Source organism: Sphingobacterium sp. Lzh-3 (genome assembly GCF_046764375.1).
In the GTDB taxonomy this organism is placed as follows: domain Bacteria; phylum Bacteroidota; class Bacteroidia; order Sphingobacteriales; family Sphingobacteriaceae; genus Sphingobacterium.
In genome coordinates this window covers 4,333,844-4,349,894 of record NZ_CP177226.1, presented here as the reverse complement: position 1 = coordinate 4,349,894, position 16,051 = coordinate 4,333,844, and the positions used below count along the sequence as shown (strand labels likewise).

15 protein-coding genes are annotated in these 16,051 nt (G+C 41.3%); 13 read left to right on the top strand and 2 right to left on the bottom strand.

Going from position 1 to position 16,051, the window contains the following annotated elements; genetic code table 11:
* Window positions 1-67: 67 nt before the first annotated feature.
* From ACLCDV_RS18430 to ACLCDV_RS18405, 6 genes are all read left to right on the top strand, one after another.
* Window positions 68-1,084 carry a zinc-binding alcohol dehydrogenase family protein gene (locus tag ACLCDV_RS18430; protein WP_411971891.1) on the top strand — a complete coding sequence of 339 codons (1,017 nt, stop codon included), beginning with the start codon at window positions 68-70 and terminating at the stop codon, window positions 1,082-1,084.
* Window positions 1,085-1,251: 167 nt separating this feature from the next.
* Window positions 1,252-3,690 carry a mechanosensitive ion channel family protein gene (locus tag ACLCDV_RS18425; protein ID WP_411971890.1) on the top strand — a complete coding sequence of 813 codons (2,439 nt, stop codon included), beginning with the start codon at window positions 1,252-1,254 and terminating at the stop codon, window positions 3,688-3,690.
* Between the two features lie 361 nt (window positions 3,691-4,051).
* Window positions 4,052-4,945, top strand: coding sequence for a HAMP domain-containing sensor histidine kinase (locus ACLCDV_RS18420; protein WP_333574582.1), 894 nt, complete (start codon window positions 4,052-4,054; stop codon window positions 4,943-4,945).
* A 382-nt stretch (window positions 4,946-5,327) separates the two neighbouring features.
* Window positions 5,328-6,443 (top strand): PepSY-associated TM helix domain-containing protein, encoded by a 1,116-nt coding sequence (locus tag ACLCDV_RS18415; protein ID WP_411971889.1) that lies wholly within the window; start codon window positions 5,328-5,330, stop codon window positions 6,441-6,443.
* Window positions 6,444-6,445: 2 nt separating this feature from the next.
* Complete coding sequence (locus tag ACLCDV_RS18410) at window positions 6,446-6,610, top strand: hypothetical protein (protein ID WP_317665071.1); 165 nt, start codon at window positions 6,446-6,448, stop codon at window positions 6,608-6,610.
* A gap of 22 nt (window positions 6,611-6,632) precedes the next feature.
* Window positions 6,633-8,834 (top strand): TonB-dependent siderophore receptor, encoded by a 2,202-nt coding sequence (locus tag ACLCDV_RS18405; protein WP_411971888.1) that lies wholly within the window; start codon window positions 6,633-6,635, stop codon window positions 8,832-8,834.
* 115 nt (window positions 8,835-8,949) lie between these two features.
* Here ACLCDV_RS18405 and ACLCDV_RS18400 read toward each other — a convergent pair whose 3' ends face one another.
* Complete coding sequence (locus tag ACLCDV_RS18400) at window positions 8,950-9,636, bottom strand: class I SAM-dependent methyltransferase (protein ID WP_343567799.1); 687 nt, start codon at window positions 9,634-9,636, stop codon at window positions 8,950-8,952.
* A gap of 221 nt (window positions 9,637-9,857) precedes the next feature.
* Window positions 9,858-10,562: a hypothetical protein gene (locus tag ACLCDV_RS18395; protein ID WP_411971887.1), complete on the bottom strand. Its 705-nt coding sequence runs from the start codon at window positions 10,560-10,562 to the stop codon at window positions 9,858-9,860.
* A 134-nt stretch (window positions 10,563-10,696) separates the two neighbouring features.
* Between ACLCDV_RS18395 and ACLCDV_RS18390 the strand changes: the two genes are divergently transcribed.
* The 7 genes from ACLCDV_RS18390 (at window position 10,697) to ACLCDV_RS18360 (ending at window position 16,022) form a co-directional block, all read left to right on the top strand.
* The gene (locus tag ACLCDV_RS18390) at window positions 10,697-11,074 is read left to right on the top strand and encodes a hypothetical protein (protein ID WP_343567801.1); all 378 of its coding nucleotides are present in this window, start codon (window positions 10,697-10,699) and stop codon (window positions 11,072-11,074) included.
* Between the two features lie 83 nt (window positions 11,075-11,157).
* The gene (locus ACLCDV_RS18385; protein ID WP_411971886.1) at window positions 11,158-12,012 is read left to right on the top strand and encodes a FixH family protein; all 855 of its coding nucleotides are present in this window, start codon (window positions 11,158-11,160) and stop codon (window positions 12,010-12,012) included.
* Window positions 12,013-12,054: 42 nt separating this feature from the next.
* On the top strand, window positions 12,055-12,546 hold the full coding sequence (locus ACLCDV_RS18380) for a c-type cytochrome (RefSeq protein ID WP_411971885.1): 492 nt from the start codon (window positions 12,055-12,057) through the stop codon (window positions 12,544-12,546).
* A gap of 48 nt (window positions 12,547-12,594) precedes the next feature.
* Entirely contained in the window at window positions 12,595-12,942 is a 348-nt protein-coding gene (locus ACLCDV_RS18375; RefSeq protein ID WP_411971884.1) for a hypothetical protein, read from the top strand.
* A gap of 40 nt (window positions 12,943-12,982) precedes the next feature.
* A complete protein-coding gene (locus ACLCDV_RS18370) occupies window positions 12,983-13,849 on the top strand; it encodes a helix-turn-helix domain-containing protein (RefSeq protein WP_411971883.1) in 867 nt (288 codons plus the stop codon).
* 251 nt (window positions 13,850-14,100) lie between these two features.
* Complete coding sequence (locus tag ACLCDV_RS18365) at window positions 14,101-14,667, top strand: RNA polymerase sigma factor (protein WP_411971882.1); 567 nt, start codon at window positions 14,101-14,103, stop codon at window positions 14,665-14,667.
* A 149-nt stretch (window positions 14,668-14,816) separates the two neighbouring features.
* Window positions 14,817-16,022, top strand: a complete 1,206-nt coding sequence (locus tag ACLCDV_RS18360) for a FecR family protein (protein ID WP_411971881.1) — start codon at window positions 14,817-14,819, stop codon at window positions 16,020-16,022.
* Window positions 16,023-16,051 lie beyond the last annotated feature (29 nt).

Here is a 16,051-nt window from a genome sequence, read left to right as displayed (position 1 = left end):
CCGATATGAGCTTTGGTACAATTCATAATCAACGCAATTGTTATTTAAATCTTGATGCCATTTATAAATGAAAGCAATAAAAATAGTGAAAGAGGGATGTGTGGAAATCATGGATATTCCGCAACCGACTGTTAAGGATGGACATGTCCTCGTAAAGGTAGACTATGTTGGATTCTGCGGTTCAGATCTGAATACCTTTCGGGGGTTGAATCCATTGGTCAATTTGCCGGTCATACCAGGGCATGAAATTGGGGCAACGGTCGTGGAATTGGGGACTAATGTGACAACTGATCTTAAGGTTGGTACAAAAGTTACCGTAAATCCGTATTCCAACTGTGGTGTTTGTACCGCATGTAAGAATAATAGGCCCAACGCTTGCCGTTACAACGAGACTATGGGTGTACAGCGCGATGGCGCCATGACTGAATATCTTGTCTTACCTGTTGAAAAGATCATCGCTGGGGGACAGCTTTCATCCAAAGAATTGGCTCTTGTGGAACCTATGAGTGTGGGCTTCCACGCCGTTGACCGAGCATCGGTAACAGACAGCGATATTGTATTGGTATTCGGATGCGGTATGATCGGAGTGGGGGCGATCATTCGGTCAGCATTACGGGGAGCTACAGTCATTGCTGTCGATGTGAGTACTGAAAAGCTCGAACTAGCGAAAAAACTAGGCGCAAAGTATACGATTAATAGCGCTACGGAAGATCTGCATGCGAGGTTGGATGTGTTGACTCAGTCCATGGGAGCTGATGTTGTTATCGAAGCCGTTGGCCGAAAGGAAACATACCTGGCGGCCATTGCTGCCGCTGCATATACAGGCAGAGTGCTGTATATCGGGTATGCAAAGGAAGCGATTCCTTTTGATACACAGTTTTTTGTCAAAAAGGAACTGGATATCAGCGGGTCGCGCAATGCCACGGCAAAGGATTTTGCTGCGGTAATGAATTACTTGAAAATGAAAACCTGCCCGATCGAAGAACTGATAACGGCTATTTATCGGGTGGAGGATGCACAATTGGCCTTGGAATCATGGTTGAATGATCCCGGACGTGTTTTTAGGCTACTGATCGCGTTTTGACCGAAGCGACTTTGGCTTTGTGAAAGATCGAATTGAGGGGAGGGTAACTATAAAATATCTTGCTGCTAAATGAAGGATGATGAAACAATATTAGAGCAATATATGTACATTTAGGTGTTCATAGTACAATTTAAATACCTAAAGGAAAAAAATAAACTTCAATGGCAATGCGCAGGAAATTTTTAGCATGTTTCTTCATCATATTGTTTTCAAGGGTGCTGTTTGGTAATTCCCAAGATTCTGTTCAGCAGGGATTTGTAGACAAGACGGAACGATTTTTTAAAGAATCGGCTAAAAGGAGTGTCCGGGATTTGGAAATGGACCGTGCAGCCATCCGCCAAAATCGGGTATTGGAGGATATTAAGTTATTGGCGAGCCAATCGCGTTCCTTTCTGCGCAAAGGTTTCGATTCGTTGAACGTGGACCAGGAGCTGAAGGAGCTGATCGTCTTACATGATATTGCAAAAGATGGTGTCTTTGAAAACAAGGGTTCTGCCCAATCATCGCGCAACCTAACAGTGACCTTCAACATCTTGAACGCACTTTCCATAGAGGTAAGGAGTTTAAAACGCGATATGGACCGTTATCAGGATAGGATCACAAATTATCAGTTGGATCTCGACTCGTTGAGCAATGACCCCGCACTTTTTGTCATCTCCAAGGATTCTGCTAATCTTGCCCGGTATATGGACAGGATTCGGGTGATCGCAAGGGAGATTTCACCCATTACGCTGAAATTGGCAGAGCGGATCAACAGTGTCCACGAACTGCAGAATAAAATTAATATCGAGCTGGCACGGCTGGAATCGGATATGGAGGAGGTGCTCTACTACCAGAACCGGCTCTCAAACCGAACGATAGCTCGCAACTTTGTCAATATTTGGGTCCCAAGTAAGTTTGAGCGACCGATGAATGAAATCCTCTTCTTCTCATTCGTGAAAGCAAAATGGCTCTATTTCTATTATTTGAGAGCGCATCTGGGAAAACTGCTTTTCTTTTTTCTGGCAACCCTGGTCGTCGTTTCCTATGTTTATGTATTGCGCAGGAGGATCAACGATAAAAATACGGTTCAGTCAAGTCTGTTGTTGCACCGACCGCTTCTGAGTGGGTTAATCATCGGACTGTGCGTCATGCAATTTATATTTCCCGCACCACCTTTTGTGTTTACGATCACCATATTGACTGTTGCCTCGGTCTTTTTATCCCTCGTTTTTAGACCGGCAATAACAGGGTATTGGATGGCGATATGGCTTTCCATTCTGACCCTTTTTATTTTAGCCGGATTAGATAACCTCGTGCTTCAACCTTCACGATCGGAACGTTGGTTGATTCTTGTCATTGCTACCCTTTCCTGCCTGGTCGGTCTGCTGGCGCTCTTGAATAAGGAACGTCGCGACGAGATCAAAGAACGCTGGATACTTTTTCCAATTGCATTTATGGTTTTTCTGGAATTTGCGTCCATTATAATGAACCTTTTTGGGCGTTTCAACCTTAGTAAAGTGCTTTTGGTGGCGGGATTGACAAATGCTGTGGTTTTTATTTTGTTTTTGTGGGTGATTCGATTGGTCAATGAGGGATTGCAATTGGCTTCTTCGGTCTATCAGAAGCAGGAAAGAAGATTATTTTATATCAATTATAATAGGGTGGGCAAAAGAGCCCCGGTTTTTTTCTATGCGGTATTGATTGTTGGATGGTTTGTGCTCTTTGGCAGAAATTTCTACGAATTCAGGTTCCTTGCAGATCCCTTGAGAGACTTTTTGGAAACCGAACACCGTTTGGGTAACTATCAGTTTTCCGTCAATAACCTCGCGGTGTTTCTATTAATTATGGTCTGTGCAACGGTGCTTTCGAAGATCGTTTCCTATTTTGCTGCGGACTCCCAGTGGGAGAAAAAGGAAGGTACGGCTCAGCATAAATTTAGACTGGGAAGTTGGATTTTGCTCGTTCGGATAACGATTATCGTGATTGGATTTTTTCTGGCCTTTTCGGCGCTGGGGATTCCGGTTCAGCAGATCGGAATTATCGTAGGGGCATTGGGTGTAGGAATAGGTTTCGGCTTACAGACGCTTGTCAACAATCTTGTGAGTGGTTTGATCATTGCCTTTGAAAAGCCTGTGAATGTTGATGATCTAATTGAGATCGGTGGGCGATCGGGAAAAGTGAAATCTATCGGATTTCGCAGCAGTGTTATTGCGACAGCTGAGGGGGCCGATCTGATTATGCCGAATGGAGATCTGCTCAATGCACATGTGATGAACTGGAGCCAGGGTGGTGCCAAAAAACGTCTCAGTATTCGACTTGAGGTAAAATATGGGGTAGATCTTGAACGGGTAACTCAGCAGCTTAAAAAAATAATGGACGAGGACGAGCAGATTCTTTCTTCAGGTGGCACTGCTGTGCAATTTGTGCAGGTGAGCTCGCAGGCAGTGGTGGTCGAACTCTATTTTTGGGTCAGAATATCCAAAGATAGTGGCGGTGTCAAGAGCGGATTATTAACCAAGATTTATGCAGCTTTTGCTGATGAAAGTATTGAACTGGCTTTACCTAGTCAGGAAATTATTCTCAGTCAAACGGATGGAGTCACAAAAGCGAAATCCGATCATTAAAAGTGCCCCGCTCTGGACGAAAAGAACAAATAGAAGCAGTAAAAGAAGCCACTGTCTTTTAGAAAGCGGCTTATCTTTTTGATCAGGAGGCTTTTTACCGTAGTGCTCTTGTTCGTGACCTTAATAATTTATTAGTGCCCTTAATAATTTAGTTTGCGGAAGTCGACTCCGAAGTAATTGTCTATTAGAGAATAGTTTTTTGTAAAGGCTGGATCAATATTGTGACCTAGCTTTTTTTGAGTGAGTTAAGCAAGAATCGAGGTAAGTGTAATTTTTTTTAAGGTAAATTTTTTAATTAGGATGTGATTGTTTAGCTTTGATATTCCATTAGTCATTATTGTTAATTTATTACCTAAAAATTGTGCAAAGCCAAACCATTATTACCTTACTTATTGTTGGAATAGTCATCAGTAAGACTCTTATTGGAGTACTGATCTACTTTTTAATCCGAAAGAACCGCTTGTTAAAGGTTGAACAGCTCAAATTAACGACCGCCAACAGCATCCTCAGTGAACAGGCAATTCGTATTCACCATTATAATGAGGAATTAAAAATTGCCGAGAGTTTCAAGACTAAAGTTTTATCGATTGCCTCACATGATCTCAGAGCACCATTTGCATCGGTCGAAATTTTGTTGGCGATTGATGATATTTCTCTAGTTGATAAGGAGGAACTTAAACTCATCTTTTTAAATCTAAAAGGACAGGTGGCCAGATCGCGTACGATGTTGGAAGAGGTCTTACTATGGACGGAATCCCAACTTCGGGATAAACTTGAAAATACCGAGAACTGTAATATTCGCGATCAAATTGAAGCGGTATTGGGGATCTATACGTTGGAAATCCAGCGTTTTAATATACAGGTCATTAATTCGGTGAATCCGGACTTTAGGGTGGATACACATAAGGGAATCCTCGCTTTTGTCCTTAGAAATGTGATCAGCAATGCCATTAAATATGGGCGAGTTGGTGGTAATATCGCGCTAAAATTGATCGATGATCAGAGCGATCGATGGGAACTCATTGTCAGTAACGAAGGAGACGAACTTACGTCAGAAGTCCTTCATAACCTAAATTTTGTCGATAGCTGGGATCGCAAAAAATCAGAGAATAGAAATGGTGCAGGTCTGGGTATTTCCCTTTGTAAAGACTTGATCAAACGGATTGATGGAACAATGCAGTTCGAAAACCAGTATGGTACAGGTGTTTCTGTACGTATCTCATTTCCACGGAAAGCTTATCAGGCTGTCTCATGATGGTAATCAATCCACTGTAAAAGCCCGATTTCATATCGGGCTTTTTTTTTGAAAAATTAGGTGACAAACTAAGTTTGTCATGATAAATCGTTTCTCATGAACGGTCCGGCGATCGATTATGTTCCCGCTTTTTCCCATTGAGCAGGTTATAGGAGGAAAGACCTACATTCGTTTCACCCCGAAGTAAGGGGCATATTCCGTTTTGTATGTATTGGTGGTAAAGCAGTTTATCAATTGGAATCGCTACATCTATCAACTGTAGCTGTTACAATATAACCGAATAATGTAGCTGTTTTCTGCGCTCAAATAGGTGAGCTTATAAAAATATTTATTTTTATTATTTAGATTGATTAAAAATAATACATTTGCAAAAAAACTACCGATGAAACAGAAGACTGCAAAGCGTTGGTTCAACTGGCATAAATGGACAAGTCTAATTTGCACCATTTTTCTTCTATACCTCTGCATCACGGGCTTACCGTTGATCTTTCATGAAGAGATCGAACATCTACTAGAAGAAAATAAAGAGGCTGTAGTCACACAGCAGAAGTTAAGCCTCGATAAGTTGGCAGAAATTGCGGAATCTAGGTTTCCGGGAGAGAAGGTGCGCTATGCGTTCTGGGATGAAAATGAAAAAAATAAGGTGCTTTTTGATGTCGTGGATAAACCGGATGCACCTTATGAGAAAAGTAAATATCTGGTTCTTAATGAGTATACCGGGGAGATCTTGGGAGCGCCAAAAACGGATGGTCTGATGCATATCATTCTTAAACTGCATACCGATATGTTTTTGGGTATTCCTGGCAAATTATTTCTAGGCTTGATGGGGATTTTATTTATGATTTCTATTGCCTCAGGGATTGTGCTATATGGACCCATTATGAAAAAATATGATTTTGGAATGGTACGCAGGAATCGGTCCAAAAGACTTCAGTGGTTGGATACGCACAATTTGTTGGGGATCGCTTTAACGGCATGGATGCTGGTTGTCGGGTTTACAGGTGTAATCAATACGCTCTCCGACGTGATCCTTGGGCTCTGGCAACAGGGACAGCTGGCCGAGATGACTGCGCCTTATAAAAATCAAGAGCCCCTTAGAGCTAACTATAGCTCGCTGGAGGAGGCAAAGTTGTCGGCTGAAAACAGTTTGAAAGATATGAAGGCTGCAGTTATTGCTTATCCCGGAACTCCCTTTACTAGCAAGCATCATTATGCTGTATTTATGCGTGGGAATACAGAGCTGACATCGAAGCTACTCAGGCCCGTTCTGATTGATGCTAAAACGGGATCGGTAACGGATAGCCGGGAAATGCCTTGGTATGTCAATACGCTGTTCCTGTCCGAACCGCTGCATTTTGGAAATTATGGGGGGGCAATTCTTAAAATTGTTTGGGCTGTATTTGATGTCTTCACCATTTTCGTTCTGATAACAGGGCTCTATCTATGGATTGCCAGGCGTCGTGCAGAGCAGCAGCTATTTTTTGCTAAAGAATCTTAACCATGAAAAATACCTTTCTAAAACTTTGGGGTATGCCATTACTATTGGCTGCGCTATCGCTGTTTGGACTAATTGTGGCACTGTTGGGCGATGGTCTATGGGACCATTTGGGTTGGCTTGCCCTTACCGTCCCTCTATTTCTTGTGATTCGACACTATTACAAATAACTACAAATAAATTACCATAAACATGAAGAAGTTGATATTAAGTGCTTCTGTATTATCAAGTATCGCTGCCTATGGGCAACAAAAGGACACTGTAAAGATGAATAAAATGGATGAGGTCATCATTAATGCCTACATCAAGAAAGACAGTGAATACACCAATAAAATGCCATTGCGGGCAATCGAAAATCCGCAGGTTTATTCTTCAATTGATCGTGTGGCTTTAGAAAATCAACTGATTTTTACTGTGGATGAAGCTTATCGAAATGTGACCGGTTTGCAAAAAATGTGGAATGCAACAGGGCGTGCCGGCGATGGTGGCGCTTATGTCAACCTACGTGGATTTATTTCAAATAACTCGTTGCGGAATGGTTTGGTAGCTCCTGTAAGTGGTACAGTAGATGCCGTGAATATTGAAAAAATAGAAGTCTTAAAAGGACCTTCAGCTACGCTGTATGGAAGTAATGTGACTTCGTACGGTGGTGTGATCAACCGTGTCACGAAAAAACCGTATGATAGTCTGGCTGGCAATGTGTTGGTTTCGGCTGGAAGATATGATTATTATCGCGCGCAGGCAGATCTTAATGCACCGTTGACAAGGGATAAAAGTCTTCTGTTTCGTGTCAATACGGCCTATACTACCGAAGGAAATTTTCAAAACCCGAAGGTACACAATACGTATTTTGCGTTTACTCCCAGTCTAACCTGGAAAGTAAATGATAAAGTGGATGTTAACTTCGAATATGAGATGTTTGACAACAAGGCCCAGTCTGAGCAGAACTTCTTTTTCGTAGGCCCGTTGTCTGCTTTTGGATTTTCGGGGATGAAAGACCTGGAGAAAGCGGGGCTTGATTATAAAAAGCCTTATGTGGGATCGGGGTTATACAATACAGGCCGCACGCGCAATTTGTTCGGACAGGTCAATTATAAAATTAACGAACATATCCGATCGTCGACAGCGATCAATAGTGCCTATAGTTACTCCAATGGATTCAATCCTTATTTCTATATCACGACGAAATCGTATGGTGCTGATCCCAACGATAAGGAAGTTGGTTTATACCGCGGTGATCAGTCTACCGCAGATAGCAAGCAACGTTATCTACAGGTGCAGCAAAATTTTAATTTTGACTTTCATATCGGTCATATGCGTAACCGGACAGTTGTGGGCGGAGATTATCTGCGTACGCGCAATGATCAATTCTTTTACTTCGGTGTAATAGATTTTGTGCCTTTTACGGGGCAAACAGACTACAGCAATTTCAATGCTGACTATGTAAAAAAATATTATAATTCAATCCGCAATACACCGGCTTGGGATAACGCAACCTGGCCATTGAAAAATAAGTCCAATACCTATAGCGCTTATGTATCCAATGTCATCACACCTGTACAGGGCTTAAACCTGATGACGGCGATTCGTTATGAAAGCGTTAAATTCAATGGCGGAGTGAAAGGCTCCAATGAAACTCCGGCCTATACACAGCGAGCATGGTCGCCCAAATTAGGGTTGGTCTATGAAATTGTGAAAGAGAAATTATCGGTATTTGGTAACTATCAGAATAGCTTTACGAGCAATGGCTATTTTGTTTCCGATACAGCCTCTAACCTTTCTCTTTCGGATCCCGAAAAAGCCAACCAATGGGAGGGTGGATTTAAAGCAGATCTATGGCATGGAAAAGTTAATGCTACACTTAATTATTACAACATTAATGTTAAGAATACATTACAGACAATAGGTTATACACCACAGGGAAGGGCAATCGAACAGCAAATGGGGAAACGCAACAGTAAAGGTGTTGAATTGGAAGTGAACGCTTATTTGGTCAAAGGCTTTTCATTGATCGCTGGGCTGAGCTACAATGATTCTAAATTTACAGAAACGACGGATGCCACTGTTTTGGGTAAGAGACCGAATACCGCGTCTTCACCATGGTTGGCAAACTTCAATGCTACGTATCAGTTTATGGACGGCAACCTAAAAGGCCTTGGTCTGGGCTTCGGTGGAAACTATGCAAGTGCCAACAAGATTATCAATGCGACAAATGGAACATTTGAATTGCCTAAATATGTTGTTCTCAATGCCAATGTCTTCTATGATACGAAGAAGTTCAGAGTTGGAGCAAAAGCAGATAACCTGACCAATGAGCACTATTGGATTGGTTACACTACGGCTAATGCACAAAAGCTATTGAATGTTGTCGGGAGTTGTAGCTATAAGTTTTAATTCGGTTTGCTAAAACCATAAAAGCCTCCATTCAATGGAGGCTTTTTGTTTGTTTTGTATTTCGAATGTGATCTACATAGGCCCTGACATGGCTTTATTAGGATGAATTCAAATTTTACTTTTTGATAGCTTCCAGCATGAAAAGCCCTTCAGTTTCAACAGGGAGCTCAAGAATACGATTTTGGGCATCCATATCGACTTCAATAGAACCAAATCCAACTGCTTCCAATAGCTCGACGTCTTTCGCAGGACGTTGATGTGCACTGATGTCCAATGCCGATTTGATGTCATTGATCTGATCGATAGCGCCGGATGGACATTCATCATGCCTGTCGGTACTAAAGACCGTTTTCCCAAAATCGGCATCCAGGTTGATCAGTTTTCCACCCGGCTTAAGCACGCGTTCCATTTCACGGTAACATTGCTCAAGATCGGGGATGGTCCATGTCATCAATCTCGTGAAAACGAGATCAAAGGTATTGGCTTCAAATTGTAAGACCTGAGCATCCATGACCCGATAGTCTACGCGAAGTTCTAGTTCTTGGCTAACGAGTTTTGCATATTCAATCATCTGTGGGGAGACGTCAACGGCGGTAACCTCAAAACCTGCAAGGGTCATAATGTTGGCAAAATATCCCGTAGCAGTACCAACTTCAAGTACTTTATTGCCTGTAGTTTGGCTACGGACCGACTTGAAAAATGCTAGCCAGCGTTCAGTCTCCGGCCGGAGCCAAGCTTCATCCCGTTCCTTGCGCCAAGAGCTACTACGGTCATTCCAGTATGCTGTTATTCTATCAATCATCGCAATAATTTTAGTAGGAACAAATTTATCCATTTTATCAGCAACAATTGCTGGAATTTATGTCATATCTCCGATCAGCTTATTTTGGATTTTTATTCTGCTTGCCACAGCTGCAGACATAAATATCACCCAGCCAATGTACCAACGTAGTAATAAATAATAAGCAATACCTGTTGAATGTTGCACGATGACGTGGGTGATTTTGCTCAGGAAAACAAATTTTAGCTGTTTTTTGATTGTTTCAGTTCATCAATTGTCCGGTTGTATCGGTCATAAATGACTTTTTCAGATTCAAAATTTGGATTTGGTTTCCAATATTCTTCGATCTGAATTGTATTTTCCATTACGATGGTTTTTGAGCTTAGGAGAGTTCCTTTTTTATGAGATTCGCACATGTCAACTGGATGGATAGGAGAAAAGTATTTTTCTAACATTTTTGGTATTTCGGGAAAATTGATGCAATTCTCATCAATAACGACCTTTTTACTTTTTTTTATCAGGGGTAGGAGTGCTTTGGCTATCCATCCCGGTTTCTCTGACGCGATTTGAAATGCCGGTTGTGTCAGATAAAAGATGAACTGTACCCGATCGTCGCTGTGGTAGTTGCTGTAGACAATGGTTTCGATAGTTTCCCACGCAATAAATTGGGTTGTTTTTAGCAGGGGGATTTGGTGGGATAGGCCCTTAGCATCAGATGTTACCCTTTCCTGTTGCGCTATCTGTCGTGCCATGGTTTTCTCAGAGACTCGAAATCCAGCAGTCATACCGTATAGGATAATACCGGGAAATAGGATGAAAAGTCCAGAAACGAAATAGGCACCTACGACTTTGCTGTCATGAGCAATCATAAATATGGTCAAACCTATTCCAACGCAGATAAACAGCCCAAGAAATAATTTAATGATTAAAAGAGGATTAAACTTCATTTGCTCAAAGCCCGTGATTTTTAGTTAAATGTACCAAAAGTTATTGATTTTTCAGAACGTATATGGACATATTGAAAAGAAACAATTCGTTGCTGGTATGTCAATAATTAGTATATTTGCTGCACTAGCGATACATGAAAGCGAAACAATTGATATGGATTCTACTGCCGCTGATGCTCCTGCAGAGCTTCTCGTCGGTATGGCTATGGACTGTTTTTGAATTTAACAGAGATTATATCGCTAAGAATGAGTGTATCAATCGATTCAACGAAAAGGCACTTTCCTGTAGAGGACAATGTATTTTGATGAAGAAAATGCGTGAACATGAGGAGAAGGAACAAAAGAACCTTGAATCACGTATCATCGACGTTGTATTTATCAATAATCAGCAGCATTTTAACCTTGATATCACGCTGTTTGAAGAAGCGGCTGCGGAGACCTTACTTCCAGCATACCAGGCAAACTATAGCTATAGACCTGTCTTTACTATTTTTCACCCACCTTTGGTTTAAATCATTTTGCTTTTTGTACGGGCTGTCGGCATGTTGACTGATGGCAGGTACTGTCTATTGTCAAAAGATTTAAATCAATTCATATGCATATATATTCCCGTGTAGGGACCGTCGAGGGCTTGATCTTTCTGCTACTCGCGCTTTCAGTTGCTTTTTCAACTTCTTCCTGTACCATCGATCCTTCAAAAAAAGGCAGCAAGAATGCAGCAGATTTTATCCGGCCTAAGGAGACCGATCTGGTCCGTATAGCGGATACAGTTTGGGAGGCTACCAAATATGCCGTATTTGCGGATGCCAAACTCAACAATAAATATCATACTATTTATCTGCGTTTAAGAGATACTTTGGGAAAGCCGATCAATGATAAGTCGCTTGATTTCTATCCAGAAATGAGTATGGGACGCATGAAGCATGGTGGCCCCTTTGAACCTCCAATCGCGCTTGGTGAAGGCTGGTATAGCAGCCGGATGGTTTTTATAATGGCAGATATCCCGCAGATGGGAACGGGTTGGCAATTACATACGATACGCAGTCACGGTCGTATAAAAGATACGCTCGCCATTAAGATTCCGGTTACTGCCGCAGCTACCATGCGAACGATGAGTTCAGGAACCAGAGACGATAGCCGCGTATTTATTTCCTGTCTATTGCCTGATAGCGTAAAGCAGGGAAAACATCCGATTCGATTTTTAATGAATAAAATGAATGGTCATCATTTTCCGGTATTAGATCATTATGTCATTAAACTAAAGACCACTATGCCTGCTATGGGACAGGAATCTTTGGGGAATGCAGCGGCCGAAAGTACAGGTAATGGTTACTATGAAGGCACTGTTAATTTTTCTATGCCGGGTCGCTGGGAAGTCATTGTCGAATTATGGAAAGCGGGCAAAAAATCAAATCAGGATGATATAAAATATCTGGTGCAGGTCACTTAATACAAACAGAATTTATTTTACCAATATACTTAAACAATAAAAATGAAAAAGAGAATCAACGTAATCCTAGGCTGTTTCGGTTTTGTAGCTATACTGGCGTGTAGCGGAAATGAGGGTACAAAAGCCAAGAAAGAAGATCGTGCCGAGCAACCTTCCGTAGCTGAGCCTGCGGCCATGCTCGATTATAAAACAGAGGGATCCAAAGGTGTAGGAACCATTACCTCCTTTGAACACAAAGCCTTTGATGCGCAGCTTGCAAATAGGGGTGTAGAACTATTTGTGTCGAAATGTGCAATGTGCCATAGTTTTGACCGCACATTAGTAGGACCATCATTGGATGCTGTCATCAAACGTCGTACCCCGGAGTGGATTATGAACATGATGCTGGATCCGGCAACCATGCTGGAGAAAGATGCCGACGCAAAAGCACTTAGTAAGGAATATGGTTCGCCAATGATTAGTTTGGGCTTGAATCAAGAAGAGGCACGTGCCATTTTAGAATATTTGCGCGAACGTAATAGCACAACAAAATAGATCAAATCAATGAAGTCTCAGCGCTGTAGATGGTGGTTTTGTATGACAATGGCTTGGGCAATATGTGTGCAGGCAACCAATCTGTTGTGGGCATTTATTGAATTTGAGTGCAATCGCACGTATATTGAGCAAAATCTCTGTGTCAATCGTTTTGAACCGGCCGTGAGCTGTAAAGGTTTCTGTTTCCTCAGCGAAAAGACGGTTGAACAAAAGGATGTGAACAATGTGCTCGCCAAAATGAAGGGGATGGAAATATTGGTCTTTGTACAGTATGTGAAGGAAATCTTGCTGTGCTCTCCAATAGTACCTGCTGTGAAGACTGTCTATCCAAAGGACTTTGCCTCCGATACCTTCGGAGGTATATTACCTGAAATTTTTAGACCGCCTATCATTTGATTATTCTACAAATATTTATTCACAGAATAATCATAAAGAAATGGTAATACGAAAAGAGAAACTAGATTTTCTAAAATTAGAAGATATTGATTCCGCTTCGAAGGGAATCGTTATTATGCCTATAGCAGCTTTTTTACAAGCTAAAGTAAATCAAAATACGCTCCATCTAAGATCTTTTTATACCCTTTTGCTTATCAAGAGTGGTGAACTGTCTATGGTAGCGGATCAGAGCGTACAGATTATAGCTGGCCATGATATAATCAGCATAAATTCAAATTGTGTGTGTAGTTTTCAGGCAGGTTCGTCTGTAGAAGGATACAGTGTCTTATTTACAGAATCTTTTTTCATGGAAAGGCAGAACACTGCCGTAAGAAACTTCTTTCATTTTTTAAGGAGTAGATGTAAGCAGGCTTTTGTGCTCTCAAAAGAAGATATGATCAGTTGTCTACATATAGTAAGTTTGATGGAAACAGCTTATAATTCAGTCAAATTGAGTGCTCACGGTGTATTGAGCCGCTACTTAACCATGCTGCTCCAGATTTTGGGACGGCAAATCGTGGTCGATCATGTGGCTGTAACGCAGGAGGAAGATGACGATAAAATCCGAAGTTTCGAATCTTTGGTTGATAGTCATTATGCGCAGCAGCGTTATCCGTCATTTTATGCAGCGCAATTGAATATATCGATCAACTATCTTAATCGGATTTGTCGAAAAAAAAGATCGACGAGCTGCGGTACTATTATTCGTGGACGCATACTATTGGAGGCCGAGCGATTGCTTTATCATACTTTTAAAACTGTAAAAGAAATTGCCTTTGAACTTGGTTTTGAAAATGTACCATATTTCAGTACATTTTTTAAAGCAAATAAAGGAATGAGTCCTGAGGAGTTTAGGAAAAATTGTTGATGTAAATATGACTAAAAGCCTTTTTCAACTACTGAAAAAGGCTTTATTTTTCCGTTTTAACGCCTTCCTGAGGCTTGATAAAAAGAATAAAAATGGATTTTCCATTTCCTTTTTATATTTTAGTAATAAGATTCAACCAATTATCTTCTATTACCAAAAAAGTATCGAGATAAATTTATGTTCGCTTAACAGTAAAGTTAAATGGACATCGTTTATTTATCCATATTTTTTTTTACGATAAGAAACAACCGATGAGTTTAAAGGAAATGCCTATAGAGATGAATACGTTCATTCTTTTCCAGCAAGGAAATGAGCAGGCTTTTCGACGTGTGTTTGATAAATATCAACCAGAGATCTTTTCACGTGCTTTATATTTCTCAGGTCAGTCGGAAGAGGCAGAAGAGATTACACAGGAAGCTTTTGTGCAATTATATCGTTATCGTGAAAAAATAAATGCACCGGAATCAATTTATCCCTTTTTATATCGCGTGGCCAAACGTATGGCTATTTCTGGATTTAGAAGAAAGGTATTGCGCGACCAATATGAACTCGAGCGGCATGCAGATTGGGAAGAGGCTGGACAGGCCCTTGCACAACAACTGGACTACCGTGAGCTGCAACAGGAATTGGAAAAAATCATCGGAGAACTTCCTGAACAGCAGCAGCGTATCTACCGCCTTAATAAGCTGGAGGATCATAGTTATCAGGATATTGCCGAACAGGTGGGGCTATCCAAAAATACGGTACGCAATCATCTGGCATTGGCCAGCAAATTTGTCCGCCTTCGTCTGGACAAGATTTTTCTATTTTTTTTATAACCTAAAGTAGTTTTAACATAGCATAGGTATTAGTGCCCTATGTAATCAAGGGGATGATGCCGTTTTTATTTTTTTTAAAATATTTTACAAATCCATTGGTACATCTTTCTTTTTCGCTCGATTAGTTAGTATAGAAGAGCAAAGAAAGCATGAATGAAAATAAGGAGTACAGTGAACTGATCACAAAATATAGAATAGGTTCTTGTAACGCGGCAGAGATAAAACGGATTCAGGAATTGATAAATGACCCTAAGTTTCTTACTGCTTTGGAAGAGCAATGGGACAAGGAGGGACATGTTGTAGAGGAGGGTACTATTGACAAAGAAAGACGGTTTCAACAAATTTTATCGCGCATTGAGGCGGATGAAAAAATTAAAGCGATTCCTGATACCCGTAGTTCCGGACGGCCAAGGCGTCCGTGGCTTAAAATGGCCGCTTCTATTTTTTTATGTGCTTTTGCAGCTTCACTATATTTTTATTTACAACAACCTTCTAAACAGACGGGCGAAAGAAGAGTTGTTAACCAAAATTCGATCGTAGTACCGGGAAGACAGACAGCACAGATCCTATTTGATGATGGAACTGCTGTCGATCTTGAAAAAATCATTGGAGATACCACCATTGTGCGCACATCGTTTACTGTTCGTAAAACCAAAGACGGAAAAATTACCTATCATTTCCCGCAGGGACAAGCTGAAAATAAATTGGTATATAATACGATAGTGACACCTAAAGGCGGTGAGTACAAATTGGTGCTTCCCGATGGTACACAGGTGTGGCTCAATGCTATGACGAAAATTCGCTACCCCATCAATTTTCGGGCGCAGATTCGAGAGGTTGATCTGGAAGGTGAAGCTTACTTTGAGGTCACGAAGCTTATGAATGGAGGCAAACGTATTCCTTTTATCGTGAAAACGGGTGGACAGTCGTTGGAGGTGCTAGGGACGGCTTTTAATATCTCCAGTTATAATCAGCAGGTAGTTACTACACTTACTGAAGGAAAGGTAAAATTGACCTATGCGGGAGCCCAAGTTGGCGAGAAGTTCCTGATACCCAATGAACAGTCACGATACGATATCAAGAAAGCTGTATTTACCAAAGCTGTGGTCGACCCATTTTACTTTATGGCATGGAAAAATGGGAATTTTGCCTTTGACGACGCTTCAATCTATGAGGTGATGGAGGCAATTAGCCGTTGGTATGACGTCGAAATCCGCTATCATGGCAATTTAGAAAAAGTTCGCTTTTCGGGTTCAATATCCCGATATGAAAATATCGATAAACTGTTGAAAACAATCGCCCTAGCCGGGGGTGTCCGCTTTGAGCGGAAAGAAAGGAGGGTAGAGGTAATGTAACAGGAAAAAAACAGGAGTGTTGGAAGCAC